This window comes from Halomonas sp. SSL-5, from assembly GCF_030708455.1.
In the GTDB taxonomy this organism is placed as follows: domain Bacteria; phylum Pseudomonadota; class Gammaproteobacteria; order Pseudomonadales; family Halomonadaceae; genus Halomonas.
Genome location: NZ_JAUYWF010000002.1, coordinates 227,383 through 253,575 on the forward strand (window position 1 = coordinate 227,383; position 26,193 = coordinate 253,575).

The window sequence follows — 26,193 nt, forward strand, 5'->3', positions numbered from 1 at the left end:
CGACTGCGGCCCTCGGCCGCCTGGACTCGAGCCAGACGTGAAGCGGGCCGCCCAAGGGGCGGCCCGCTTCATTGTTGCCCGCTAAACTGGGCCAGCCGAACACCGGGCCGGTTGATGGCCGGCTACTCGCTGGCCTGCGGTGCGGGCTCTTCCTGGCCAGCCTCTTCCTGGCTGCTCGCCTCCTCCTGGCTGCTCGCCTCTTCCTGATTCACGTCCTCCGGAGTCACGTCCTGCCCGCCTGCCTGAGGCTCGCCCTGCCGCTCGGGCGAGGCATCCCGGGTCACCTCGACCACCTCGGGCTCGCTGGCCGGCGCCTGGATGACGCCATCGCCAGACGCCTCGAGGGCGTCACTCTCGGCCAGCGCCGTGGCGATCTCCTCGACCAGGTCGCGGGCCCGGCTGACGTGGAGCGCCATCACCAGCGTATGGTTGGCGAAGGGGCCGAAGCCGGAGCCGCTCATCACCACCGGGCTCCACAGCCGGCGCTGGGTCATGGCCAGCTCGGCGCGCAGCCGCTCCCAGCGCGCGGTCACCCCGGCGCTCTCCAGCACATCGGCCTGGTCGCGCTGAACACCCTCCAGCATCTGGACCAGCGCCCAGCCGGTGCCGCGCGCCTCAAAGAAGACGTTGTCGACCCGATACCAGGGCGTGCCCTCGGGTAGTGCCTCGCTGTCGATGGCCAGCTCACGCAGCAGCTGGTGCCCTCCGGCCCCCGAGGCCAGGCGCAGGGAGAGATCGTCGAGGCGCACCCCGACATCGGCGAGCCAGCGGCGCAGTCCGGCCCCAGGGACGAAGCCCTCGGCCTGCATGCCGCCCAGCGCCGCCAGCTCGCTATCCAGGGCGGCCACCGCCGCTACCAGGTGTGTCTCGGTGGCGGGCCGGTACCAGTCGAGGCCGTCTCCGGCCAGGCCGCGCACCGCCTCTTCCAGGCGTTCGACCTCGTCCGGATGCATCGAGGGCAGGGCTCGCGCCAGATCCTTGGCCTGGTCCAGCACGCCCCGCTCCCAGCTCGGCATGTTGTCCAGCCACAGCCCCGGGGGCAGGCGATCGTTACGCAGATAGCCACCGGGCTTGGCATACAGGGTCTCGACGATGGAGGCCAGGGTGGCCACCGTCACCGCGCCTCGGGCGGCGGGCTCGCCACCGGCGTCCCCACGCCGCTCCATGGGCACCTGCTCGACGCTGTGCGGCGGCGGCGTGCGGCTCCACCAGACCCCGAGGGCCAGCGTCACCACCAGATAGATCACCAGCAGCGTCAGCAGCGGCTTCCAGATCCAGCCGTATTCAGGGCGCTCCAGCGCTTCGACCCTCTCGCGACGCCTGGCGCCGCCCTTGCCCATCCAAGCCATGTGCAGGTTCCTTTCCGATACGAGTCATGGGAGCGTGCGACAACGTGGCACACCTCTCGCCACGTCCCTCGATGAAGACACGCCCTCTCCTGCGGTATCCTAGCACCCGACCAGCGCAAGCGGTCAGCCCATCCCGGCTCTCTCGCCGGGAGTCGACACCAGCGCGCCGATGCCGGGCCGGCACCGGAACCCCCTGGGTCGGGTGGAGTCTGATCGCCAGCCACACCCCAACCCAGGACAGGATTTCCGTGACCAGCCTTCGACGATTCGCCTTGACGACCCTGCTGCTGTTGCTGCTGCCGATCGCCGCCCAGGCCCAGTGGTTCGGAAGCGATGACAAGGAGTTCCTGCCGGTACTGGAGGCCTTCCAGCCCAGCGCCTGGCATGACGGCGAGACCCTCTACATCGGCATGCAGGCCGCCGAAGGCTACTATCTCTATCGCCACCAGTTTGCGGTGGAGTCGGCCAACCAGCCGCTAGGGGAGCCGGAGCTCCCCGAGGGCACCTTCACCAGCGACGAGTTCCTCGGCGACGTCTATACCTTCCGCGACACCCTGGTCTTCGAGGTGCCCCTCGAGGAACCGGCCAGCGGCGTGGTCCCGATCACCGTCACCTTCCAGGGCTGCGCCGACGCCGGCCTCTGCTACCCCCCCGAGCGCGTCGACATGGAGGCCGCCGAGCAGCAGGCGCCGGTGGCCTTTGCCGGCTGGCAGCCGCCGGATGGCGGTGCCGGCTCCGCCGAGGGGGGTGGCACCGACAGGGCCAGCGCCGATGCCTCACCCGTCGGCCTCGCTGCCCCGCAGAGTGAGGACGGGCGCTTCCAGGCGCTGATGGCCGAGGCCAGCCTGCCGCTGGCGCTGGGGCTCTTCTTCCTCGCCGGCCTGGGGCTGACCTTCACCCCCTGCGTGCTGCCCATGGTGCCGATCCTCTCCTCGATCATCGTCGGCCAGAACCCCAGCCGGCCACGCGCATTCGCCCTCTCCGCCAGCTACGTGGCCGGCATGGCACTCACCTATGCTCTGGTCGGCGTGCTGATGGGCCTGTTCGGGGCCGGACTCAACCTCCAGGCGCGGCTGCAGTCGGCGCCGGTGCTGATCACCTTCGCGGCGCTCTTCACCCTCTTCGCCCTGGCCATGTTCGGCGCCTTCGAGATGCGTCTCTCGCCCCGACTGGCCGGCCGCATCGACGGCTGGCAGGCGCGCGCCCAGCAGAGCGGCCCCGCCGGCCTGGCCCTGGCCGGCGCGCTGTCGGTGCTGGTGGTCTCACCCTGCGTCTCGGCACCCCTGGCCGGCGCCCTGGTGTTCATCTCCACCACCGGCGACGCCGTGATGGGGGGCGCCGCCCTGCTCGCCCTGGGCCTGGGCATGGGCGTGCCGCTGCTGCTGGTAGGCACCTTCGGCACCACCCTGCTGCCGCGCAGCGGTGCCTGGATGAATGGTGTCAAGATCGCCTTCGGCATCCTGCTGCTGGGGGTGGCGATCTGGCTGGTCGAGCGCCTGCTGCCGGCCACTGCCGTGCTGCTGCTGTGGGCGGCCCTGGCGGTCGGTACCGCCCTGGCACTCGGCGCCATGTCCACCAATCTGCCCCAGGGATGGGCGCGGGCACGTCAGGCGCTCGGGCTGCTGCTGCTGGCCTGGGGCCTGGCACTGGTGCTGGGCGCGGCCGGCGGCGCCAGCGATCCGCTCCGCCCGCTGGCACCGCTGACGGCCGGGGCCGGGTCGGCGTCGGGCAGTGGCCAGCCCGCTGCCGCGGTGACCACCGTGGACGAGCTCGGCGGACTGCAGCAGGCACTCGCCTCGGTGCCCGAGGGTCAAGCCGCCTTCGTCCACTTCACCGCCGACTGGTGCATCTCGTGCAAGCAGCTCGAGCGTCAGGTCTACCCCGACCCGCGGGTCGCCGAGCCGCTGGCTGCCTTCGCCCGCATCAACGTCGATGTCACCGACACCAACGCCGCCAGCCGCGAACTGCTCGACCGCTACGAGCTGTTCGGCCCGCCCAGCCTGCTATTCTTCCACGGCGGCGAGGAGATTCGCTCGGCTCGCATCCAGGGCGAGACCCGCGCCGAACCGCTGGCGGAGCACCTCAACGGCGTGCTGGGCTGGCTCGAGGCGCGCACCGCCGAGAGCGCCTGAGGCCCCTTGCCATCGCCCTTCCCGACGCCGTTCAGGTCTCGCTCGCCGGGTTGTGAACGACGTTTTCGTCTGCGCTGGACATCCCTGCGGTTTTTCGGCAAACTCCGGCGCTACCCTCTTTTAACGGCCTATAGACGCGGAAGAGTCGCCATCTTGCCGCGATCTAATGAAACTTGGCCATGGTTGACAGCACCGGGCCAACGGCCATTCACCGCACCCAACCGATCGGGACGAACGTCATGGATATCCGCAAGGTCAAGAAGCTGATCGAGTTGCTCGAAGAGTCGAACATCAGCGAAATCGAGATCCAGGAAGGCGAAGAGTCGGTTCGCATCAGCCGCCACCCCAACGGCGTGAACTGGCAGGCCCCCATGCCCCAGGGCTACGCCCCGGCGGCGCAGCCGGCTCCCGCCAGCGCACCGGCCCCCGCCGAGAGCGCCGGCCCGGCGGCACCCGAGGGCCCCAGCTTCCAGGGCCAGGCCGTCACCTCCCCCATGGTGGGCACCTTCTATCGCTCACCGGCCCCGGGCGCCAAGGTCTTCGTCGAGATCGGCTCCCACGTCAAGAAGGGCGAGACGGTATGCATCGTCGAGGCCATGAAGATGATGAACCAGATCGAGGCCGACCGTGACGGCGTGATCGAGGCGATCCTGGTCGAGGACGGCGAGCCGGTGGAATACGACCAGCCCCTGGTCGTCATCGCCTGAGCATCGCTTACCTCTTCATTCACCCGACACTGGCGGACCCATCATGCTGGACAAGGTTCTTATCGCCAACCGCGGCGAGATCGCCCTGCGCATCCTGCGCGCCTGCAAGGAGCTGGGCATCAGGACGGTGGCGGTCCACTCCAAGGCCGACCGCGAGCTGATGCACGTGCGCCTGGCCGACGAGGCCGTGTGCATCGGGCCGGCCCCCTCGGCCCAGTCCTATCTCAACATCCCGGCGCTGATCAGTGCCGCCGAGGTCACCGACAGCAGCGCCATCCACCCCGGCTACGGCTTCCTCTCCGAGAATGCCAACTTCGCCGAGCAGGTGGAACGCTCCGGCTTTACCTTCATCGGTCCCCGGGCGGAGACCATCCGCCTGATGGGCGACAAGGTCAGCGCCATCGAGTCGATGAAGAAGGCCGGCGTGCCGACCGTTCCCGGCTCCGACGGCCCGCTGCCCGAGGGTGAGGGCGAGGAAGCCGAGATCCTGGCCACCGCGCGGCGGATCGGCTACCCGGTGATCATCAAGGCCGCCGCCGGCGGCGGCGGGCGCGGCATGCGCGTGGTGCACACCGAGGCGCACCTGCTCTCCGCCGTGAACGTGACTCGCACCGAGGCGCACTCGGCCTTCGGTGACGGCACCGTCTACATGGAGAAGTTCCTCGAGAACCCGCGCCACGTGGAGGTGCAGGTGCTCGCCGACGGCCAGGGCAACGCCATCCACCTGTATGACCGCGACTGCTCGCTGCAGCGCCGTCACCAGAAGGTGATCGAGGAAGCCCCGGCACCGATGCTCGATCCCGAGGCCCGCGCCGAGGTCCTCGAGGCGTGCCGCCAGGCCTGCATCACCATCGGCTATCGCGGCGCCGGCACCTTCGAGTTCCTCTACGAGGACGGCGAGTTCTTCTTCATCGAGATGAACACCCGCGTGCAGGTGGAGCACCCGGTCACCGAGATGGTCACCGGCGTGGATATCGTCAGGGAGCAGTTGCGCATCGCCTCCGGCCTGCCCCTCTCCCTCCGCCAGGAGGATGTGGAGCTCAGCGGCCACGCCTTCGAGTGTCGCATCAATGCCGAGGATCCGCGCACCTTCATGCCCTCTCCGGGCAAGGTCAGCCTCTATCACCCGCCGGGCGGCCTGGGCGTGCGCATGGACTCCCACCTCTACACCGGCTACACCGTGCCGCCCCACTACGACTCGCTGATCGGCAAGCTGATCACCTGGGGTGCCGACCGTGAAACGGCGCTGACCCGCATGCGGGTCGCCCTGGACGAGCTGCTGGTGGAGGGCATCAAGACCAACACCGACCTGCACAAGGATCTGGTGCGCGACGGCTACTTCCGGCAAGGCGGCGTCAATATCCACTACCTGGAGAAGAAGCTGGGGCTGTAACTCCTTGATCCCCGGCCCCGTCGGCCCCGAGTGCCACATGGCTCGGGGCTGATCCGGCGGCAGGCTTGTTCGGGGGCGCTGTGAACCCCTCCCTGGGCGCTACCGACGCCATCCCTGGCGTAGGACCCCCTCCAAGCCTGCCCCCGGCGCCCCTCGCCGCCGAGCCAAGCCATTATTCCAGGCCGCATCGACACCGCAGTGCGGCCTTTTCATTTCTGAGCCACCACGGGAACCTTTATGCCCTGGCTGCAACTCAAGGCCCATATCGCCCCGGAGCAGGCCGAGACCCTCGAGGAGCTGCTGCTCGCCGAGGGGGCGACCGCCATCACCCTTCAGGACGCCCATGACGACCCGGTATTCGAGCCCGAGCGCGGTAGCACTCCGCTGTGGCACGAGACGGTGCTCACCGGGCTCTACGACGACCTCGAGGGGGTCGATGCCATGCTCGAACGGGTACATCAGGCCTGGGCCGCCGAGCAGCCCGAGGAGCCCTGCCCCGAGATCGAGGTCGAGCTGCTCGCCGACCGCGACTGGGAACGCGAGTGGATGGACGACTTCACGCCCCTGCAGATGGGTGAACGCCTGTGGATCGTGCCCAGCTGGCACGAGCCCCCGGAGCCGGGCGCGGTCAACCTGCACCTGGACCCGGGGCTGGCCTTCGGCACCGGCACCCACCCGACGACCGCGCTCTGCCTGGCCTGGCTCGACGGCCTGGCAATAACAGAGGCCCTCGACGGCCAGGCGATCCTCGACGTGGGCACTGGCTCGGGCATCCTGGCCATCGCCGCCCTCAAGCTCGGCGCGGCCACCGCGACGGGCACCGATATCGACCCCCAGGCGCTCACCGCGAGCCGCGACAATGCCGAGCGCAACGGCGTGGCGGAGCCGGCCCTGCGCCTCTGCTATCCGGAACAGCTCGATGACGGCGAGGCCTTTCCCATCGTGGTGGCCAACGTCCTCGCCGGGCCGCTGGTCGAGATGGCGCCGATGATCGCCGGCCACGTGGCTCCCGGCGGGCGCCTGGCGCTCTCCGGCATCCTCGCGGCCCAGGCCGAGGAGGTGCTCCAGGCCTATCGCGAGCAGGGCCTGCGGATGGATGAGCCGGTCACTCGCGAGGGCTGGGTGCGCCTCAGCGGGCGTCGGCCGAGCTAGCAAGCCCCGAGTGCCACTTCACCCTGTCCGATGGGGGGCGTATGATATGCCCCCTCCTGCCGCCACTGCCCCGAGCCATGTCCGAGTCCAGCCAGCCATTGCCCCGCATCGGTGACCATACCCTGCCCAACCGCGCCATCCTGGCGCCCATGGCCGGGGTCACCGACCGCCCCTTCCGGCAGCTGTGTCGCCAGCTGGGGGCCGGGCTGGTGGTGGGCGAGATGGTCACCTCGGATCCCGGCCTGTGGCACACCCGCAAGTCACGGCTGCGTATGGATCATCGCGGCGAGCCGGGGCCGCGCAGCGTACAGATCGCCGGCGGCGATGCCACCATGCTCGCCGAGGCCGCCCGCCTCAACGCCGACCAGGGCGCCGAGATCATCGACATCAACATGGGCTGCCCGGCCAAGAAGGTGTGCAACAAGGCCGCCGGCTCCGCCCTGCTGCGCGACGAGGCGCTGGTCGCCGAGATCCTCACGGCAGTGGTGGCGGCGGTGGACGTGCCGGTGACCCTGAAGATCCGCACCGGCTGGTGTGCCGAGAGCAACAACGGCCTGCGCATCGCGCGGCTCGCCGAAGACGCCGGCATCCAGGCACTGGCGGTGCACGGTCGCCACCGCCAGCAGCGCTACACCGGCCACGCCGAATACGACACCATCGCCACCATCAAGGCGGCGGTGTCGATCCCGGTATTCGCCAACGGCGATATCGACTCCGCCGAGAAGGCCGCCGAGGTCCTCGACTATACTGGGGCGGATGCGGTGATGGTCGGGCGTGGCGCCCAGGGCAATCCCTGGATCTTTCGCGAGATCAACCACTATCTGCGCCATGGCGTCCCCCTGTCGCCACCGAGTGACAGCGAGCGTGCCGGGGTGCTCCGCGACCACCTCGAGGCGCTCCACGATTTCTATGGTGATTTCATGGGCGTGCGCATCGCGCGCAAGCACATCGGCTGGTACCTGGCCGGCGACGCCTGCATCCGCGAGGCCCAGCGCCGCGAGCTCAAGGGACATTTCAATCGCCTCGAGAGCACGGCCGACCAGCACCGTTTCATCGACGACCTCTTTGGTCATGCCCGCTCATCGGCCGCTGCGCCACACGAGTCGGGTGCGACCGCGAAAGGAACACGAGCCGCATGACCAGCCAAGCCCTTCCCTCCGACCCAGCGCTATCGACAGGCCGCCAACTGGACGACGCGCCCCCGCACCTCGCCGCACAGGAGGGTGGCCAACAGCCGCTCCGCGAGGCGGTGGAGCTCTCCATGCGCCGCTATTTCGCCCATCTGGATGGCGGCGACGTCACCGGGCTCCACGCCATGGTGATGGCCGAGGTCGAGGCCCCGTTGCTGGCCTCGGTGCTCGAGCATACCCAGGGCAACCAGACCCGCGCCGCCGAGATGCTCGGCCTCAATCGCGGCACCCTGCGCAAGAAGCTCAAGCAGTATGACCTGATTTGACGAGGGGAGCCTCGCGCTCCCTTCGGCGCGGCACTCGACCCGCCACCGCGACTTTCGCCCCCTCCATCCACCGCCCAGACGTCAAGAGAGTGTCCCCATGGCCCAAGCCTCCCCCACCGCGGTTCGCCGCGCCCTGATCAGCGTCTCCGACAAGACCGGCATCGTCGACTTCGCCCGCGGCCTGTCCGAGCACGGCGTCGAACTGCTCTCCACCGGCGGCACCTTCCGCCTGCTCCAGGAGAACGGCATCGCGGTGACCGAGGTCTCCGAGCACACCGGCTTCCCCGAGATCATGGACGGCCGCGTCAAGACCCTGCATCCGAAGATCCACGGCGGCATCCTCGGCCGTCGCGGTCAAGACGATGCGGTGATGGCGGAGCACGACATCGCGCCCATCGACATGGTGGTGGTCAACCTCTACCCCTTCGCCCAGACCGTGGCGCGCCCCGACTGCACCCTGGAGGACGCCATCGAGAACATCGATATCGGCGGCCCCACCATGGTGCGCGCCTGCGCCAAGAACCACGCCTACACCACCATCGTGGTAGACGCCGGCGACTACGCCCGGGTGCTGGGCGAGATCGCTGCCCAGGACGGCGCGGTGAGTGACGCCACCCGCTTCGACCTGGCGGTGAAGGCCTTCGAGCACACCGCCGGCTACGACGCCGCCATCGCCGACTACCTCGGCCAGCGCGTCGCGGGTGGCGAGGATGGCTTCCCGCGCACCTACAACCTGCAGTTCGAGAAGAAGCAGGCCATGCGCTACGGCGAGAACCCGCACCAGAACGCGGCCTTCTATGTCGAGGCCGATGCCAGCGAGCCCAGCGTGGCCACCGCCGTGCAGCTCAACGGCAAGGCGCTCTCCTTCAATAACGTCGCCGATACCGACGCCGCCTTCGAGTGCGTCAAGGCCTTCTCCGAGACCGCCTGCGTGATCGTCAAGCACGCCAACCCCTGTGGCGTGGCGGTGGGTGCCAGCGCCGTGGAGGCCTACGACAAGGCCTTCGCCACCGACCCCACCAGCGCCTTCGGCGGCATCATCGCCTTCAACGTGCCGCTTACCGCCGAGACCGCCCGGGCCATCATCGACCGCCAGTTCGTCGAGGTGATCATCGCCCCCGGGGTCACCGCCGAGGCCGCCGAGATCGTCGCCGAGAAGCAGAACGTACGCCTGCTCGACGTCGGCGCCCACTGGCCCGGCGAGCGTGGTCATGCCCACGACTTCAAGCGGGTCACCGGTGGACTGCTGGTCCAGGACCGCGACCTGGGCATGGTCGGCCGCGACGAACTCACCGTGGTCAGCGAGCGCGTGCCCACCGAGCAGGAGCTGCGCGACCTGGCCTTCGCCTGGAAGGTGGCCAAGTACGTCAAGTCCAACGCCATCGTCTACGCCAAGGGGGGCCAGACCATCGGCGTGGGCGCCGGCCAGATGAGCCGCGTCTACTCGGCCAGGATCGCCGGCATCAAGGCCGCCGACGAGGGCCTCTCGGTACCCGGCTCGGTGATGGCCAGTGACGCCTTCTTCCCCTTCCGCGATGGCATCGATGCCGCCGCCGCCGCCGGCATCGCCGCGGTGATCCAGCCCGGCGGCTCCATGCGCGACCAGGAGGTGATCGACGCCGCCAACGAAGCGGGCATCGCCATGGTGTTCACCGGCATGCGCCACTTCAGGCACTGACGCCAGCGCCTGCGGCGAGCTGCAAGGAGCAAGGAGCAAGGAGCAAGGAGCAAGGAGCAAGCGATGATATTCCGGGGCTCCTTGCAGGCGTCCTGACTCTGACCACAGTCACTGAAAAAACCCACTCAACTGTCAGGTCGAGTGGGTTTTTTCGTGGGAGGGATTGCGGCCCGTCGACGAGCCGCTTGTTCCTTGCCCCTTGAGCCTTGTCGCTCCTATCCCAGATCGATGCAGAGGTACTTGGTCTCGAGGAACTCATCCAGCCCCTGATGGCCGCCCTCGCGGCCGAGGCCCGAGGCCTTGACCCCACCGAACGGAGCGGCGGCGTTGGAGATCAGCCCGGTGTTGATGCCCACCATACCGTACTCCAGGGCGTCGGCGACGCGCCACACGCGGCCCAGGTCGCGAGAATAGAAGTAGGCGGCGAGGCCATACTCGGTGTCGTTGGCCATCTCCACCGCGCTCTCCTCGTCGTCGAAGGGGAACACCGCGGCCAACGGGCCGAAGGTCTCCTCCCGGGCCACCTTCATCTGGTCGGTGGCGAAGCTGATCAGGGTCGGCGTGAAGAAGTTGCCGCCCAGCGGGTGGGGGTGGCCGCCCATCAGCAGCTCGGCGCCCTTGTCCACGGCGTCCTGGACGTGCTCGCTCACCTTGGCCACCGCCTTGTCATCGATCAGCGGGCCGATGTTGATCCCGTCCTGGGTGCCGTCGCCCACCCTGAGCTCGCTGTGCATGGCCACGGCGAGCTTCTCGCAGAAGGCGTTGACCACGCTGGACTGCACCAGGAAGCGGTTGGTGCACACGCAGGTCTGACCGGCGTTGCGGAACTTGGCGGCCATGGCGCCCTCCACCGCGGCGTCCAGGTCGGCATCCTCGAAGACGATGAAGGGCGCGTTGCCGCCCAGTTCCAGGGAGATCTTCTGGATATGCCGGGAGGCATTGGCCATCAGCTCGCGTCCCACCTCGGTGGAGCCGGTGAAGGTGATCTTGCGCACCAGCGGGGACTCGGTCATGGCCGCGGCGATCTCGCTGGCACGCCCTGGCACCACGTTGAACACGCCGCGGGGCACGCCGGCACGCTCGGCCAGCAGCGCCAGCGCCGTGGCCGAGAACGGCGTCTGGCTGGCCGGCTTGCAGACGATGGTGCAGCCGGCGGCCAGCGCCGCGCCCGCCTTGCGGGTGATCATCGCGGCCGGGAAGTTCCAGGGGGTGATGGCCCCGACCACGCCCACCGGCTGCTTGGTCACCACGATGCGCTGGTTGGCCTTGGCGGCCGGGATGGTATCGCCGTAGACGCGCCGTGCCTCCTCGGCGAACCAGCGCAGGAAGCTCGCCGCGTAGGCGATCTCGCCGGCGGCCTCCTTGAGTGGCTTGCCCTGCTCGAAGGTCATGATCATCGCCAGGTCATCCTGGTGCTCGAGCATCAGCTCGTACCACTTCATCAGGATGTCGGCGCGCTCCAGGGCGCTCAGCCCCTTCCAGGCCGGCAGAGCCGCGTGGGCGGCCTCGATGGCGCGCTCGGTCTCGGCGCGCCCCAGGCGCGGCACGTCGCCCATGGCCTCGCCGGTGGCCGGGTTGACGACCTGGATCTGCTCGCCGCTGTCGGCGGCCACCCAGCTGCCGTCGATATAGGCGAAGGGACAGTAGAGCTGCGTTTCCTTGAGGGCTTGCATGTTGTTCTCCCGCCGCTTCGCGGCACTGGTCGGTTTGCCCTCATGCTAAGCGCAAAGCCCCGGCACTCCAAGCGCCGGGGCCTACCTTTTATCGTACCGCCATCAACGCGGCAGATGGCTCTCTCAGCGTGGCTGACGGCTCTCGGACAGGGTGATCGAGACCGAGTCGGCGAAGCGCAGGGCGTGGGGCTTGTCGATCTCGACCTGGGCGGTCAACACCTGCTCGTGGGCCATGATCAGGTCGAGCACCTCGCGGGTCATGCGCTCGAGCAGCAGGAAGCGGTTCTCCTCGACGTGGGCGATCACCTGCTTGGTGATGGTGCGGTAGTTCAGCGCCTGCTCGATATGGTTGAACGCCACCGCCTTGTCGGCGCGATAGCGGATCACCGCGTTGATCACCACGTCCTGGCGGTTCTTGATCTCCTCCTCCTTGATGCCGATATGCGTGCGCAGGCGGAGGTTCTTGATACGAATGGTCGCCAGATCGTGGTCGAAATGCTGGTCGTCGATGGCGTGCAGCGGCATGGCCGGCTCTCCTGGGCTCTCGAGGGTATGCACCTGGGGGGCTCAGCGCCCGTTGATCAACATCAGGAACTCCTGACGGGTCGACTGATTCTGGCGAAAGGCGCCGAGCATCACCGAGGAGGTCATGCTGGAGTTCTGCTTCTCGACGCCGCGCATCATCATGCACAGATGGCGGGCCTCGATCACCACCGCCACGCCACGGGCGCCGGTCACCTCCTGCACGGCCTCGGCGATCTGCCGGGTGAGATTCTCCTGGATCTGCATGCGGCGGGCGAACATGTCGACGATGCGCGCGAACTTGGAGAGCCCCAGCACCTTGCCATCGGGCAGGTAGGCGATATGACACTTGCCGATGAAGGGCAGCAGGTGGTGCTCGCACATGGAGTAGAGCTCGATGTCCTTGACCAGCACCATCTCGTCGGTCTCCGACTCGAAGACGGCGCCATTGACGATCTCCTCCAGCGACTGAAGATAGCCGCGGTTCAGGAACTGCATGGCCTTGGCGGCGCGCTTGGGCGTGTCACGCAGGCCCTCCCGCTCGGGATCCTCGCCCAGCGCGAGGATGATCTGCCGATAGTGGTTGGCGAGCTCTTCTGTCATGGGGGCCCCGTCAGGTCGTCGCTGATTACCAGTTGTCATGTACACTGTATATACAAGATTTTAATCTTGTACAAGTTATTGTCACTCCAAGCCCATAGTCTAGCAGTCCGCCGGCGCTATTCGGCATCTCGACCGATGCATTCTCGCCCTGCCTCGCCTCGCGACATCCTGCCGCACCCGGAATCCCGCGGTGAGTGGATGCGTCAGGCTGTGATAGTATGCAATCTTCTTGCTGTGCAGATCTTTCCGCGAGAGCCCGACATGACCAAGACACCCCTGCTGCTGGGCCTCCTGCTGGCCCCCTCCCTGGCCTTCGCCGCCACCCTGGAACTCCCCGCCGATGCCCGCCTGGAGGTACAGGTGGTCTCGTCATTGAGCCTCGACGCCGAGACACCTCGCCAGGACGACATCCTGCTGCGCCCGGTGGCCGATGGCAGCGGTAGCCATCAGGTACCCGACTACTGCGTGATGGTCGGCGATGCCCAGCTCGACGGCGAGCGCATCCGCATCACCACCTCCAGCGTCACCTGCATCGACACCGAAGGCAACGACAGCCACATCTACAGCGGCGAGATCTCTGCCGCGGCCTACGGCAGCGACGGCGAGTTCGGCATCGACGCCTGTCAGGACGGGCGCTGCGAGCTCTCCCCGGAACACGGCTTCGAGCTCCAGCTGGCCAGCGACCTGGCCATCGAGGAGCAGGCGAACCCCTCCGAGCAGATCAATATCGAGCGCCGCCAGGCCGAGGGCGACGGCGTCGCCAACCCGATCCCCGCCGAGCAGCCCGACCCCGACCAGTGATCGCAACAGCAGCTCGGCATGATCCAGACGCACCCCTCGGGGTGCGTCTGGCGTTTGGGGCGACCACTCAGGCCAGCCAGCGCGGCGCCCTCTCTAGCGCCTGGCGCTGCTGCTCCAGGGTCCTGATATGCCCATCCCAGTAGCCGGCATCGGCCAGCCAGGGAAAGGCGACGGGAAAGGCCGGATCCTCCCAGCGTGATACCAGCCAGGCCGTGTGGCGCAGCAGGCGAAGGGTGCGCAGGGGCTCGGCCAGGGCCAGCTCGCGGCGATCGAATTCGCGGTGCTGCTCGTAGCCTTCGATCACCTCCGAGAGCTGCATATGCCGCTCCTCGGGCGCCTGTGCCGTGATCAGCATCCACAGGTCCTGCACCGCCGGGGCCATCAGGCAGTCGTCGAAATCCACCAGGGCGAAGTGCTCGTCGCGGCCCAGGATGTTACCGATATGGCAGTCACCGTGGACGCGTATCGCCTGCTCCGGGGCCCAGCGATACACCGCCAGCGCCTCGTGCAGCGCCGTCGTGATGCGCGCGTAGGCCTGACGCTGAAGGCGACCCAGCCAGGGCCCGGCGAGCACCCGCTCGCGGGCCTCGAGCACCATGGCATCCAGGTCCATGGCGCCGCGATGCCGGAAGGGTTCCCGCTCGCCCACCGCGTGCACGCTGCCGATCAGCTCGCCCAGGGCAAACAGGTGGGCGGGGTCCTCCAGCTCCGGCGCCTGGCCCGGCAACTGGGGAAAGAGCGCGAAGCGAAAGCCCTCGGCATGCTGCAGGCTGCGCCCTTCGGCATCGCGCCAGGGCGCGGCCACCGCCACGTCTGCCAGGGCCAGTTCGGCGAGGAAGTCTAGCTCCTCCTGGATGCGCGCATCGCTCCAGCGTTCGGGGCGATAGAACTTGGCCACCCAGCGACGGCGCTCGTCGTCGTGGACCAGGTACACGCGGTTCTCGTAGCTGTTCAATGCGAAGGGCTCGCCGGGCAGCCAGAAGCCCAGTGACTCGATGGCCGCCACGACCCGGGCGGGCGACAGCGTGGAGAAGGGGTGCAGATCGGTGTCCATGGTCCATCCTCCAGGGAAAACCCCCACTCTACCAGGCTTCCCTTATATTTCCCCCAGCGGCGTGCGCGCCACCGCCCAGGCCTCCACCTCCTCGGCCCCGGCGGCCAGGCAGGCTCGCGCCAGGGCCTCCAGGGTCGCGCCGGTCGTCATGACGTCGTCGAGCAGTGCCACTCGCGCCGGCAGGGGGCCCACCACCCGAAAGCCTCCGCGCAGGTTGGCCCGCCGCTCGCCGCGGTCGAGCCCCCGCTGGCTTGGCGTATCGCGCAGGCGTCGGCCACGCAGCAGCGGGACCTCCAGCCGCCTGGCCAGCCGCGTCGACAGCCACTCGGCCTGATCGAAGCCACGCCCGCGGGCGCGACGCGCATGCAGCGGTACCGGTACCAGCGCCTGGGGCCACGCCCTCGCCTCCTCGCTCAGCGCCGCGTCCAGCAGCGCCAGCAGCACCGTCCCGGCCCGCGGCGAAGCCTGGAACTTGAAGCGCCTCACCAGCCAGGCGACCTCGTCCATATAGCGCAGCGGCGCCCGCGTGCGCACGAAGGTCGGTGGCCGGCGCAGGCAGGCGCCACACGTCCGGCCCCGCCACGCGCCGGGCTGGGGCTCGCCACACAGGGGGCAGGCGGGCAGATTCCACGGCAGCCCCTCGAAGCAGGCCCGGCACCAGGGCCGCTCGGCGTAGGCCGGCGCCAGGCAGAAGACGCAGCGACCCGGCAGTGCCCGACGCAGCGTCTTGTCAACCAAGGAATTCACGGAGGTTGACACTGCGAGCCCGGACCGTAAGCTATCCGTCAACTTCCTATCAAACGACAAGTTGACCACAGGCGAATCCCCATGTCCCCGACAACGCCGTCTTGCGCCGCCGATACCCAGACCCTAGCCACCCCGGGCGAGGTGCGCCACGACTGGCGCCTCGACGAGATAGAAGCGCTCTTCGCGCTGCCCTTCAATGACCTGCTGTTCCGGGCCCAGCGGGTGCATCGCGCCCACTTCGACCCCAACGCCGTGCAGGTCTCCACCCTGCTCTCGATCAAGACCGGCGCCTGCCCGGAGGACTGCAAGTACTGCCCCCAGTCGGGCCACTACAACACCGGCCTGGGCAAGGAGAAGCTGCTGGAGATCGACAAGGTGGTCGAACAGGCCCGAGCGGCCCAGGCGGCCGGCGCCAGCCGCTTCTGCATGGGGGCGGCCTGGAAGAGCCCCCGTGAGCGCGACCTCGAGGTGGTGCTGGAGATGGTCCGCCGGGTCAAGGCGCTGGGACTCGAGACCTGCATGACCCTGGGGATGGTCGATAACGACCAGGCCGGGCGCCTGGCCGAGGCCGGGCTCGACTACTACAACCACAACCTCGACACCTCGCCGGAGTACTACGGCGAGATCATCACCACCCGTAGCTATGCCGACCGCCTGGCGACCCTGGGCCACGTGCGCCAGGCGGGCATGAAGGTGTGCGCCGGGGGGATACTCGGCATGGGCGAGGCGCCCCGCGACCGTGCCGCCCTGCTCCAGCAGCTGGCACGCCTGGCGCCCCACCCGGAGTCGGTGCCGATCAACATGCTGGTCAAGGTGCCGGGCACGCCACTCGAGGACGTGGACGACCTCGACCCCATCGAGTTCATCCGCGCCATCGCCGTGGCCCGCATCCTGATGCCGAAGAGCCACGTGCGCCTCTCCGCCGGCCGTGAGCAGATGAACGAGTCCACCCAGGCGCTGGCCTTCCTGGCCGGCGCCAACTCCATCTTCTACGGCGAGCGACTGCTGACCACCGCCAACCCCCAGGCGGAGCGGGACCGGGCGCTGTTCGCCAAGCTCGGCCTGCATCCCGAACGCCGGGACACCTGCGTCGACGATGCCGGGATGCAGGCCAGGGTCGAGGACGAGCTACAGGCCGACCTCGCCCGCCAGGCGGCGCAAGAGGCCGCCGCCCGGGCCGATGCCCTCGCCTTTGATGCCAGCGGCGCCTGAGCCATGAGCAGCGACTGGCCCACGCGCCTCGCCGCCCGCGCCCAGGCCCGCCGTGCCGATGGCCGGTGGCGGCAGCGCGCCACCTGGCCGGCGTCGGGCGCGCCGCGCGACTTCGCCGGCAACGACTACCTGGGCCTGGCCCGGGACCCGCGGCTCGCCGAGGCCATGGCCCAGGGCGCCCGGCACTTCGGCGCGGGCGCCCGGGCCTCGCACCTGGTGAGCGGCCACCTCGAGGTCCACGAGGCGCTGGAGGCGCGACTGGCCGCGCTGACCGGGCGCCCCCGAGCGCTGCTCTTCTCCACCGGTTACATGGCCAACCTGGGCACCCTGCAGGCGCTTTGCGACGGTGGGACCCGGGTGTTCCAGGATCGCCTCAACCACGCCTCGCTGATCGACGGCGCGCGGCTCGCCGGCGCCACCTCGCGGCGCTACCACCACCGTGACCTGGCCGACCTCGAGCGGCTGCTGGCTCGCGCCCCGGCCGAGGCGCCCCGGCTGGTAGTCAGCGACGGCGTCTTCAGCATGGATGGCGATGTCGCCGACATTACCGGGCTCGCCGAGACGGCCCGCCGCCACGGCGCCTGGCTGATGATCGACGACGCCCACGGCCTGGGCGTACTCGGCCGGATCGGCGACGGCTGCGTGGGCCGTGCCCACGGCCTCGATGCGGTGCCGGTGCTGGTGGGTACCCTGGGTAAGGCACTAGGCACCGACGGCGCCTTCGTGGCGGGAAACGAGGCGCTCATCGAGCACCTGATCCAGTTCGCCCGCCCCTACGTCTACACCACCGCCCAGCCACCGGGGGTGGCGACGGCGACCCTCAGGGCCCTGGAGCTGCTCGCCGACGAGCCCGAGCGGCGCGGCCTGCTGCAGGCGCATATCCGGCGTTTTCGCCGCGAGGCGGCGAGCCTGGGACTGCCGCTTCTCGAGAGCCCCACGCCGATCCAGCCGCTGGTGCTCGGCGACGACGCCCGGGCGATGGCCTGGGCCGAGCGGCTCGCGCAACGAGGCATCGCGGTGGGTGCCATCCGCGCCCCCAGCGTGCCCCGGGGCCAGGCACGCCTGCGCATCACGCTCTCCGCCGCCCATACCAACGCCGACCTCGACGCCCTGCTCGAGGGGCTGGCGGCCTGCCGGGCCCATGATGCCGACCTGCAGGAGGTCGGCCCATGACGGCCCTGGTGCTGCTCTCCGGCTGGGGCGTCGACGCCGGCATCTGGCGCCCGCTGGCCGACCACTGGCCGAGTGGCGTGACGGTTACCGCCCCGGACTGGCCCGGCTACGGCGGCCGTCCTCCGCTGGCGACTCCCGGCAGCCTGGATGAGCTGGCCGAGGCCATGGCCGACGACCTGCCAGCGGACGCCGTCTGGGTCGGCTGGTCGCTGGGCGGGCTGCTGGCCGCCGCCCTGCTCGAACGCCTGCCCACGCCCCTTTCCCCACCCCGGGGGCTGGTGCAACTTGGCATGGGTGAGCGCTTCTGCCACCCCGAGGGGGTGCCGACGCGGGAGCTGGCCGCCTTCCGCCATGCCTTCGGCCGAGCCCCCGACGCCACCCTGGCCCACTTCCGCCGCTGGCAGCTTTCCGGCGAGCCGGACCCGCGGGGGGCACACCGTCGCCTGCTCGACCTGATGGATAGCGGCGTCGACACCGCCACCCTGGCCGCGGGCCTCGACCGGCTCGCCGGTCTCGATGTCAGCGACACCCTGAGTAACGCTCGCTGCCCGGTACGCCGCCTCGCCGGCCGCCACGACCCGCTGCTCGCCCCGGATACGATCGCCGGCGCCGACCGCGTGCTGGAGGATGCCGGCCACTGCCCCATGCTCTCGCGCCCCGCCGCCCTGGCCGAGGCCCTCGTCGTCCTGGCCGGCGCCATGGCGACCCCGCACACACCCGCCGAGGAGGCCCCGGCATGACCGTCGCCACCGCCCTGCCACGCCTCCGGCCACCGGACTCACCGGCCGACTGGCGGCAACGCGTGGCTCGCGCCTTCTCCCGGGCCGCGCCCCGCTACGCACGCCTCGCCGTGGCCCAGTGCGCCCTGGGCGAGCATCTCTGGTCGCGCCTCCCGGCTCGGGCCGACGCGATCCTCGACCTGGGCTGCGGCCCGGGCCACTGGAGCGCCCGCCTGGCCGAACGCTACGGCGAGCGCTGCGCGGTCGCCGGCCTCGACCTGGCCCCGGGCATGCTGGAGCAAGCGCGCCGGCGCCACGGCGAGCGCATCCGCTGGCTGTGTGCCGACGCCGCCGCGCTGCCGCTGCCCGACGCCGACCTGGATCTGCTGTTCTCCAACCTGGCCCTGCAGTGGTGCCCCGACCTCGAGGCGGTGCTCTCAGAGTTGCATCGCGTGCTGCGCCCCGGCGGGCGGGCGCTGATCACCACCCTGGCGCCCGGCACCCTGGCGGAGGTGAGCGAGGCCTGGTCCCGCCCCCGCCGGCCCGCCGCCCTGCTGGGCTTCCGGGACGGCGCTCGCCATGCCAGCGCGGCGCGACTCGCCGGTTTCTCCCACGTCGACATCGAAGCCACCAGCCGGTGCTTCCACTACCCCGACCTGGCCGCGGTGATGGCCTCGATCAAGGGCGTGGGCGCCCAGACCGCGCGGACAGGCGCCAGGCTTACCCGCGCCGACCTGGTCCGTGCCGCGCGCCGCTATGAGGCCCTGCGCGAACCCGCCGGGCTGCCCGTGACCTACCGCCTGCTGACCCTGGAGCTGACCCGCTGAGATGAGCGCCTACTTCGTGACCGGCACCGACACCGACGCCGGCAAGACCCTGGTGGCCAGCGGCCTGCTGGCCCTGGCCCGCCGCCGCGGCCTTACCACCCTGGGGCTCAAGCCCGTGGCCTCGGGCAGCGAGGCCACCCCCGAAGGCCTGCGCAACGCCGATGCCCTGGCGCTGCAGGCGCAGTGCCACCCCGCGGTGGGCTACGAGAGGGTCAACCCCCACGCCTTCGCCCCGGCCATCGCCCCGCACCTGGCGGCCCGCCGGGCCGGGGCACACCTCACACTCGAGAAGCTGGCGGTATGGGCCCGGGAGGAGATGGACACGGGACGCGACCTGATCCTGGTGGAGGGCGCCGGCGGCTGGCGGGTGCCACTCAACGAGCGCGAGGATCTGGCCGGCCTGGCCGTGGCGCTGAGACTACCGGTGATCCTGGTGGTGGGCCTGCGCCTGGGCTGCATCAGCCACGCGCGGCTCACCGCCGAGGCCATCCGGGCCGATGGCCTGCACCTGGCGGGCTGGGTCGGCAGCCTGGTGGAGCCTGGGCTCGCCTTCGATGCGGCCGCCGACGAGGCCCTCTATCGTGACAACCTGGCGACCCTCGAGGCCACGCTGCCCGCGCCCTGCCTGGGCGTGGTGCCACGGCTGCCCACCGGCGACCCGCGCGCCATGGCCGCGGCCGCCGCCGACCATCTGGTCCTGCCCGATGGCGATTGACTTGCGCGCATGCCTCCGTACAATGTGCTCGCCTGTCCGTGCGGATGTGGTGGAATTGGTAGACACGCCAGGTTTAGGTCCTGGTGCCTTCGGGCGTGGAGGTTCAAGTCCTCTCATCCGCACCATCGCTGATCCCCTCTTACATTCCTTCTCGTTCCCGCTGCTTTCCCATTCTCGACGCGCTCCCCCGACATCTCCCCGAGATGCGCGGCGTTTTCGCGTGCCCGTCATCCTGCGTCCACTCTGCCACGGAGCCCTCTGATGTCCTCGCCGTTCTCGCACTCAGCGTCTCCTGCCTCGCCCGTCTGGCACCCCTATGCCCATCTCAAGACCCAGCGCCCGGCGCCGAGGGTGGTCGGCGGCGAGGGGCCGCGCTTCACCCTGGAGGGCGGCGAGACGCTGCTCGACGCCACCTGCTCCTGGTGGTGCATGATCCACGGCTACCGTCACCCGCGCCTGGTGCGCGCCATCCAGCAGCAGGCCGACACCCTCTGCCACGTGATGCTCGGCGGCCTGACCCACGAGCCCGCGGACCGCCTGGCCCGGGCACTGGTGCGCGTCACCCCGGAAAGCCTCAACCACGTCTTCTTCTCCGACAGCGGCTCGGTAGGCATGGAGGTCGCCATGAAGATGGCCGTGCAGTATCACCAGCTGCGCGGCAAGCCCGGCAAGCACCGCCTGCTCTCGCTGATGAAGGCCTACCACGGCGACACCGCCGGCTGCATGGCGGTCTGCGACCCCGAGGAGGGCATGCACTCGCTCTTCGCCGGCTACTTGCCCCGCCACCACTTCGCCCCGGCCCCCACCGCCCCCTTCGAGGCAGGGCCCGAGGCGGTGGAGCAGGACCTCGCCGCCCTGCGCGCGGTGCTCGAGCGCCACCACCACGAGATCGCCGCCCTGCTGATGGAGCCGCTGCTGCAGGCCGCCGGCGGGCTCAACATGACCTCGCCCCACTACCTCGCGGGCGCCCGCGAAATGTGCGATGAGTTCGACGTGCTACTGGTGTTCGACGAGGTAGCCACCGGCTTCGGCCGCACGGGAAAGATGTTCGCCGCCGACCATGCCGGCGTCACCCCCGACATCATGGTGCTCTCCAAGGGGCTCACCGGGGGGTATCTCGGCCACGCGGCGACGCTTGCCACCGACCGGGTGCATGACGCCTTCATCGGTGACAGCGAGATGCACGCCTTTATGCACGGCCCCACCTTCATGGGCAATCCGCTGGCCTGCGCCGTGGCCCTGGAGAGCCTGGCGGTCTTCAAGGAGGAGGACTATCTGGGCAGGATCAGCGCCCTCAACGCGGTGCTGCGCGAGGCGCTGATCGACGACGACAGGCTCGCCGCCCATCCGGCGGTGGCCGACGTGCGCGTGCTCGGCGCGACCGCAGTGATCGAGACACACGCGGCGGCGGACCTGGTCGGCGTGGGCGACTGGGCGCGCCAACAGGGTGTCTGGCTACGCCCTATCGGCCGCTGGCTCTATACCATGCCGGCCTATGTCACCTCGGAGGGCGACATGCGCCGCATCACCGACGTCATGAAGGGCTGGTTCAGACACTGAGCGACTGCCGTCTCAGCCGGTGACGCCCTTTGCCATGAAGGTGGGGGGACACCGACATCTCCGCCGCCGACCGCAGAATGTCCGTTGCATGGCCTGTCCAAATGTGTTTGACAAGCCACGACATAGGACGGACTGTAGATCCATGAGCGCAGATCCTCACGACCCCGCCCCCGATGACGACGACATGTCAGGCGAGCTAGTGAATCAGCTCGACGCCGCCATCGAACGACTGGCCGCTGCGAATGCCGTTGCAGAGGTCTCTCCCGTATTCGAGGTCATCGCTGCGGCACGCCCCCTGATGTTCGATGCCGGAGGGCTCGACGTCCTCTACGCGCGTGTACCGGCGATCGAGGCCGCCGGGTTCTTCGGTGGTAGCGACTGGAATTATCCCCAGACACTGGTGCCCTCGCTTGCCATGCGCACCGTGCGTCACGGGGACCCGACCGCCACCCTGGTCGAGAGCCTGAGCCAGATTCGCCTGCTCGCCGTTGCCAAGGGCGACTATTCGCACCCTTCGGTCTCGGCGGAGCACGCCAATCACTTCCTCGCTCAGGTGATGGCCATGAACCTCGATCTCGTCGTCAGCGACCTGCACGAGGGCGACCGGCTGCGGCCTGACCGGCTCGGGTTCGCCGTCCAGAACCTTTACCACTACCTGCTTGAGCACCTGGGCTACGAGAATCTTCTGGAGCATCTGGTGGCCGAAGTCTGGCGAATCCTGGCGCAACGCCCGGTCCAGGTGGATGGCGTCAAGCAGATGGTGACCCAGATCGCCGCCTGCCTGAACACGCCGGACAGCCCCGTGGGAGAGGCCAGCGAGGATGCCCGCACGCTCGTCAATGCCGTCTTCGGCCCCACCGAAGGCTGCCGCGAAGACCCCGGCTTTGACGTCTACGCCGAACGGCTGGCGAGCATGGATGACGCGACCCTGCTGCAGGAGGCCATTGCCTTTGCCCAGAGCATGCACAGCACTGGCCTGGTCTCGTCCTACATGCCTGGATTTATTCGCTACCTGCGTAATCGATGGAACGCACTGATTCCCACGGCACTGGGGCTGAGTCAGACGGGGGCAGACGCCTTTCATTGTTATCCGGCGCTGATTCACACGCTGATCGATGAGGCCCTGTTTCCCGAAACCAACCAGGCCGCCTATGGCCTGGCCATGATGCTCGAGCGCGGCATTCTGTACTCGCCGTCGGTGGCTCCCTCGCTGTGGCGGCAGCTGAGGCTGACGGTGTGCGATGCCGCCACACGGAAGATCGTTGCCGTCTTCGGGACCCGGCGCTCGCCGGAATGCTTTCTGCTCGCCGACGTTCTCAACGTGCTCGGCCGCCCGCTGGGTGTGGGGCAGGGTAATTACCCCACTTGCCAGTCGACACGCGCCCTGTCCATGTGGGCCTACAATACCCCTGCCGACCTGCTGCGAGTCGTCGCCTGGGCGGCCCGCGACGATGAAGTGATCATGCGTTTCGAAGGCAACAGCATTTCCTCCCGGGAACTGGGCGCCGGCCTGGCAACCGAGCCCCCGGTAGATGTCGATGCTGTCTCGCTGTTGACCGTCCCCCATCTCGACCGCATCTACTTCGAGATGGGACGCCGCAGCGTCGGGCGCGGAGAGGATCCCCATAAGTGGGTCAACGCCGAGTTTCATGGCGATCACGTGGGCCATGGCTTCCGCATCGCGGTCGATGTGTTTACCGGCGGCTTGAAAGACTTCGAGGGGTTCATGCGTGACTTCTATGCCGCGTACCACCCCTTCTACAACGGCAACATTCCGGTGATCAATCCGCAGCCGGCAGGCATCGCCGTCACCGATAGCGCCACGCGGTTCCTCGGCTGGCACGCGATCACTATCCAACGCCTCGCGCTCGATCCGCACCAGGTCATGCGGGTCTACTTCTTCAACCCCAACAACGACAGCGGGCAGGACTGGGGCCAGGGAATCATCACCTCGACCCAGGGCAATGGCGAACTCTACGGTGAGGCCTCGCTGCCGGTGGCGCAGTTCGCTTCGCGACTCTACGTCTTTCACTACGACCCGCTCGAGAAGGGCGAGCCGGCCGATGTACCAGACGATGAAGTGTATCGGGCCATGGGTCTGGCCCGAGATAGCTGGGCGTCGGGGCGATAGCCCAACGATGCTTGGCGCTTAAGCTCGACAAGAACGCAATAAACCGAGCGCCAATACTCTGCCACTGGCAGAAGGAGAACAATCTATGTCGATTGCATCAGAAGCCCCCGAAAAGGACGTTTCAAGCTGGACCGACCCGACCATGGATTCGGTCAAGGGGACTGAGACGCCCAAGGACCCCAACAAGGGCTACATCGCGCTGCTAGGCTGGAGCGTCAATGCCATCAAGGCCGCCCAGAAGTTTGACCGCCGCTATGTGGTAGTAGCACCAGACTGGGCCGCCGACTTCTGCGAAGCCAACAAGATTCCATACATTCAATGGGATTTTGTGCGCCTGAATGACCGCTCCATGGAGATCGCGGAGCGGCTCAAGGAAGAAGGCGTGGATGTGGCCATTCCGCTGTTCGAGGAAACCGTCGAATGGTCAGGCGCGATCAACTCGGTGCTCATGGACAGCCCCCGCATGTACGGGCAATCCATCCTGTTTCGCGACAAGGCACTGATGAAGCGCCGCGCCCAGCTGGGCGGTATTCGCGTGGGGATCTTCGAGGAAGCCCACGAGAAGGATGACATCATCCGCTTCATGAAACGCGTCAATCAGACGCTGCTCAAACTCGACGGCGACCCCGATGACCCGATTCACGTCAAGGCCTTCGACAAGGCCGGCTGTCTCGGACACCGCATGATCCGCAAGATCGACGAGATCGACAGCATACCGGCCGAAGAGTATCCCTTGCTGATGGAAAGCCACCTCGACGGCTGGGAGTTTGCCGTCGAGGCCTGGATCCATGATGGCAAGATCAAGTTCCTCAACATCTCCGAGTACGTGACCCTGGGCTACTCGGTATTCGTTCCCGCCACCCGCGAACTCGAGAGCTGGCGTGATGCCATCACCAAGCAGATCGAGAAGTTGATCAAGACGTTCGACATCCAGTTCGGCCTGATCCATCCCGAGTACTTCGTGGCGGCGGACGGCGAGATGTACTTCGGCGAAGTCGCCTATCGCCCGCCCGGCTTCAAGGCCTTCGAGCTCATCGAGCGCGCCTACGGCTTCAGCCCCTATCAGGCATCGATGCTGGTCTTCGACCCCAAGAGCACCAAGGAGGAGGTCGAGGCCTTCTTCCCCCGCGAGGTGGTCGACGCCAAGGGCTATGCGGGCTGCTTCGGGGTGTACCCGCGGCGACGTGTCGTCAGCAAGCTGGAGATGCCCAAGGAGACCATCGAACACCCCTACTTCGAGTCTCACGAACTGGTAGCGCCGACCGAAGAGACGGTCCCGGACCGCTCGGCGTTCGGCACCCACTGGGGCCTCGTGTTCTTCTTCGGCGACGACCCGATCAAGATGCGGGACCTGCTCAAGGCTCAAGAGGATCTGGACTTCTATGTCTAGCAACGCGTTCAACACCGATTCGCACCTGAGCTGATACGACCGGGGGCAGGGCTGACGCCCTGCCCCTTTCAATCCTGCCCCTTTCAATCAGGCTTAAAGCGTTGGCGACGTCGGCCGTTTCGCGGATAGACTTGGTTCCAGGAAATACAAGAAGGAACCCACAGATGAGAAAGGTCCTGATCGCACTGGCCGCCTGTGCTGCCCTGGGTGCTCACGCCGATACCCTGCCGGTGCCCACCGAGGGTTCGCTCGACGCCATCAGCATGCCGGAGGACGACAGCGACCTGCCCGAGTGGGCGGTGAAGCGCATCGGTCCCTTCCACGCCACCATGACCGACTGGGTAGACGGTACGTCGCGCAGTATCGACGGCTTCTTCGGTACCACCGACGCCCTCACCGTGGACTCCGACTCCTACCTGCGCATCAGCCAGGAGTTCGCCTGGAAGGAGGGCGAGGCGTTCGACCAGGACCTGGGCGCCCGCTTCCGCCTCGACCTGCCCACTACCGAGGAGCGCCTGCGCCTGATCATCGAGAGCGAGCCCGACGAGACCCGCGGCACCCTCGACGAGCAGGAGTCCTCGCTGACGGATGACCGCGTCGACAGCATCGAGGACGTGCTGGTGGGGCTGCGCCGCCTGGGGGACGGCGACAGGACCCAGGAGTGGGACACCGAGCTGGGCGCTGGCGTGAAGGTGCGCCTGCCCCTCGACCCTTACGCCCGTGTCACCACCCAGCGGCTCTGGACCCTGGACAACGGCCCCTGGCAGCTGCATAGCGACAACCGCCTTTCCTGGTTCAACGAGGATGGCTACTCGGCGCGCACCCGCTGGGACCTGGGCCGCCCGGTGGACGAGAAGCGCCACCTGCGCTTCATCAGCAACGTGCAGTGGCGCGAGGAGGTGGACACCCTGGAGTTCAGCCAGGCCGCCGAGCTCAACCAGCGCATCAACAACCGCAGCGTGCTGCGCTACTCCGCGGTGGTGCTCGGCGAGAGCCTCTCCCACACCACCATCGAGGACAGCTACCTGCAGCTGCGCTTCCGCCGCGACATCCACAAGGGCTTCACCTTCCTCGACGTCGCCCCGGCCCTGCACTTCCCCCGCGAGGCGAACCGCGACCCGCGCTGGGCACTCACCCTGCGCGTGGAGATGTACTTCCGCCGCTTCATCGACCGGGTCACGCTGTAGCCCGCTCACGAG

At 68.6% G+C, this 26,193-nt stretch carries 23 protein-coding genes and 1 tRNA gene; 18 read left to right on the plus strand and 6 right to left on the minus strand.

Features of this window, described 5'->3' with window-relative positions; genetic code table 11:
* Positions 1 to 122 precede the first annotated feature (122 nt).
* A complete protein-coding gene (locus RAN53_RS02925; protein WP_305795317.1) occupies positions 123 to 1,349 on the minus strand; it encodes a DUF2333 family protein in 1,227 nt (408 codons plus the stop codon).
* A 248-nt stretch (positions 1,350 to 1,597) separates the two neighbouring features.
* On the opposite strand from RAN53_RS02925, the gene dsbD reads away from it, so the two are divergent.
* The 7 genes from dsbD (at position 1,598) to purH (ending at position 9,867) form a co-directional block, all read left to right on the plus strand.
* Positions 1,598 to 3,481, plus strand: coding sequence for a protein-disulfide reductase DsbD (dsbD, locus tag RAN53_RS02930; RefSeq protein WP_305795318.1), 1,884 nt, complete (start codon positions 1,598 to 1,600; stop codon positions 3,479 to 3,481).
* Between the two features lie 239 nt (positions 3,482 to 3,720).
* On the plus strand, positions 3,721 to 4,188 hold the full coding sequence (accB, locus tag RAN53_RS02935; protein ID WP_305795319.1) for an acetyl-CoA carboxylase biotin carboxyl carrier protein: 468 nt from the start codon (positions 3,721 to 3,723) through the stop codon (positions 4,186 to 4,188).
* A 43-nt stretch (positions 4,189 to 4,231) separates the two neighbouring features.
* Positions 4,232 to 5,581, plus strand: a complete 1,350-nt coding sequence (gene accC / locus RAN53_RS02940; protein ID WP_305795320.1) for an acetyl-CoA carboxylase biotin carboxylase subunit — start codon at positions 4,232 to 4,234, stop codon at positions 5,579 to 5,581.
* 237 nt (positions 5,582 to 5,818) lie between these two features.
* Positions 5,819 to 6,733: a 50S ribosomal protein L11 methyltransferase gene (prmA, locus tag RAN53_RS02945; protein ID WP_305795321.1), complete on the plus strand. Its 915-nt coding sequence runs from the start codon at positions 5,819 to 5,821 to the stop codon at positions 6,731 to 6,733.
* A gap of 77 nt (positions 6,734 to 6,810) precedes the next feature.
* The gene (gene dusB / locus RAN53_RS02950) at positions 6,811 to 7,872 is read left to right on the plus strand and encodes a tRNA dihydrouridine synthase DusB (RefSeq protein ID WP_305795322.1); all 1,062 of its coding nucleotides are present in this window, start codon (positions 6,811 to 6,813) and stop codon (positions 7,870 to 7,872) included.
* A complete protein-coding gene (gene fis, locus RAN53_RS02955) occupies positions 7,869 to 8,189 on the plus strand; it encodes a DNA-binding transcriptional regulator Fis (RefSeq protein ID WP_305795323.1) in 321 nt (106 codons plus the stop codon). The genes dusB and fis overlap by 4 nt, the downstream gene beginning before the upstream one ends.
* Positions 8,190 to 8,286: 97 nt before the next feature.
* Complete coding sequence (gene purH / locus RAN53_RS02960) at positions 8,287 to 9,867, plus strand: bifunctional phosphoribosylaminoimidazolecarboxamide formyltransferase/IMP cyclohydrolase (RefSeq protein ID WP_305795324.1); 1,581 nt, start codon at positions 8,287 to 8,289, stop codon at positions 9,865 to 9,867.
* Positions 9,868 to 10,082: 215 nt separating this feature from the next.
* Here the strand turns inward: purH and RAN53_RS02965 are convergent, their stop codons facing one another.
* The 3 genes from RAN53_RS02965 to folE all read right to left on the minus strand — a co-directional run bounded on the left by RAN53_RS02965 (position 10,083) and on the right by folE (position 12,665).
* Positions 10,083 to 11,540, minus strand: coding sequence for an NAD-dependent succinate-semialdehyde dehydrogenase (locus RAN53_RS02965; RefSeq protein ID WP_305795325.1), 1,458 nt, complete (start codon positions 11,538 to 11,540; stop codon positions 10,083 to 10,085).
* A 123-nt stretch (positions 11,541 to 11,663) separates the two neighbouring features.
* Complete coding sequence (folX, locus tag RAN53_RS02970) at positions 11,664 to 12,065, minus strand: dihydroneopterin triphosphate 2'-epimerase (protein ID WP_305795326.1); 402 nt, start codon at positions 12,063 to 12,065, stop codon at positions 11,664 to 11,666.
* Between the two features lie 42 nt (positions 12,066 to 12,107).
* Positions 12,108 to 12,665: a GTP cyclohydrolase I FolE gene (gene folE, locus RAN53_RS02975; protein ID WP_305795327.1), complete on the minus strand. Its 558-nt coding sequence runs from the start codon at positions 12,663 to 12,665 to the stop codon at positions 12,108 to 12,110.
* Positions 12,666 to 12,926: 261 nt separating this feature from the next.
* Here folE and RAN53_RS02980 point away from each other — a divergent pair, with 261 nt between their 5' ends.
* Positions 12,927 to 13,466 carry a hypothetical protein gene (locus RAN53_RS02980; protein ID WP_305795328.1) on the plus strand — a complete coding sequence of 180 codons (540 nt, stop codon included), beginning with the start codon at positions 12,927 to 12,929 and terminating at the stop codon, positions 13,464 to 13,466.
* 67 nt (positions 13,467 to 13,533) lie between these two features.
* Here the strand turns inward: RAN53_RS02980 and RAN53_RS02985 are convergent, their stop codons facing one another.
* Entirely contained in the window at positions 13,534 to 14,520 is a 987-nt protein-coding gene (locus RAN53_RS02985) for a serine/threonine protein kinase (RefSeq protein ID WP_305795329.1), read from the minus strand.
* A gap of 42 nt (positions 14,521 to 14,562) precedes the next feature.
* Positions 14,563 to 15,267 carry a ComF family protein gene (locus RAN53_RS02990; protein WP_414842951.1) on the minus strand — a complete coding sequence of 235 codons (705 nt, stop codon included), beginning with the start codon at positions 15,265 to 15,267 and terminating at the stop codon, positions 14,563 to 14,565.
* A gap of 81 nt (positions 15,268 to 15,348) precedes the next feature.
* On the opposite strand from RAN53_RS02990, the gene bioB reads away from it, so the two are divergent.
* From bioB to RAN53_RS03040, 10 genes are all read left to right on the plus strand, one after another.
* Complete coding sequence (bioB, locus tag RAN53_RS02995; protein WP_305795331.1) at positions 15,349 to 16,479, plus strand: biotin synthase BioB; 1,131 nt, start codon at positions 15,349 to 15,351, stop codon at positions 16,477 to 16,479.
* 3 nt (positions 16,480 to 16,482) lie between these two features.
* Positions 16,483 to 17,652: an 8-amino-7-oxononanoate synthase gene (gene bioF, locus RAN53_RS03000; protein ID WP_305795332.1), complete on the plus strand. Its 1,170-nt coding sequence runs from the start codon at positions 16,483 to 16,485 to the stop codon at positions 17,650 to 17,652.
* On the plus strand, positions 17,649 to 18,392 hold the full coding sequence (locus RAN53_RS03005) for an alpha/beta fold hydrolase (protein ID WP_305795333.1): 744 nt from the start codon (positions 17,649 to 17,651) through the stop codon (positions 18,390 to 18,392). The genes bioF and RAN53_RS03005 overlap by 4 nt, the downstream gene beginning before the upstream one ends.
* Positions 18,389 to 19,198 carry a methyltransferase domain-containing protein gene (locus tag RAN53_RS03010; RefSeq protein ID WP_305795334.1) on the plus strand — a complete coding sequence of 270 codons (810 nt, stop codon included), beginning with the start codon at positions 18,389 to 18,391 and terminating at the stop codon, positions 19,196 to 19,198. Before RAN53_RS03005 ends, RAN53_RS03010 begins: the two co-directional genes overlap by 4 nt.
* Position 19,199: 1 nt before the next feature.
* Positions 19,200 to 19,913 (plus strand): dethiobiotin synthase, encoded by a 714-nt coding sequence (gene bioD / locus RAN53_RS03015; RefSeq protein ID WP_305795335.1) that lies wholly within the window; start codon positions 19,200 to 19,202, stop codon positions 19,911 to 19,913.
* Between the two features lie 40 nt (positions 19,914 to 19,953).
* Positions 19,954 to 20,038: transfer RNA gene (locus tag RAN53_RS03020), tRNA-Leu, on the plus strand.
* A 136-nt stretch (positions 20,039 to 20,174) separates the two neighbouring features.
* Positions 20,175 to 21,473, plus strand: a complete 1,299-nt coding sequence (gene bioA / locus RAN53_RS03025) for an adenosylmethionine--8-amino-7-oxononanoate transaminase (RefSeq protein WP_305795336.1) — start codon at positions 20,175 to 20,177, stop codon at positions 21,471 to 21,473.
* A gap of 142 nt (positions 21,474 to 21,615) precedes the next feature.
* Positions 21,616 to 23,604 (plus strand): hypothetical protein, encoded by a 1,989-nt coding sequence (locus RAN53_RS03030; RefSeq protein ID WP_305795337.1) that lies wholly within the window; start codon positions 21,616 to 21,618, stop codon positions 23,602 to 23,604.
* 142 nt (positions 23,605 to 23,746) lie between these two features.
* Entirely contained in the window at positions 23,747 to 24,994 is a 1,248-nt protein-coding gene (locus RAN53_RS03035) for an ATP-grasp domain-containing protein (RefSeq protein ID WP_414842953.1), read from the plus strand.
* A gap of 164 nt (positions 24,995 to 25,158) precedes the next feature.
* A complete protein-coding gene (locus tag RAN53_RS03040) occupies positions 25,159 to 26,181 on the plus strand; it encodes a hypothetical protein (RefSeq protein ID WP_305795339.1) in 1,023 nt (340 codons plus the stop codon).
* Positions 26,182 to 26,193 lie beyond the last annotated feature (12 nt).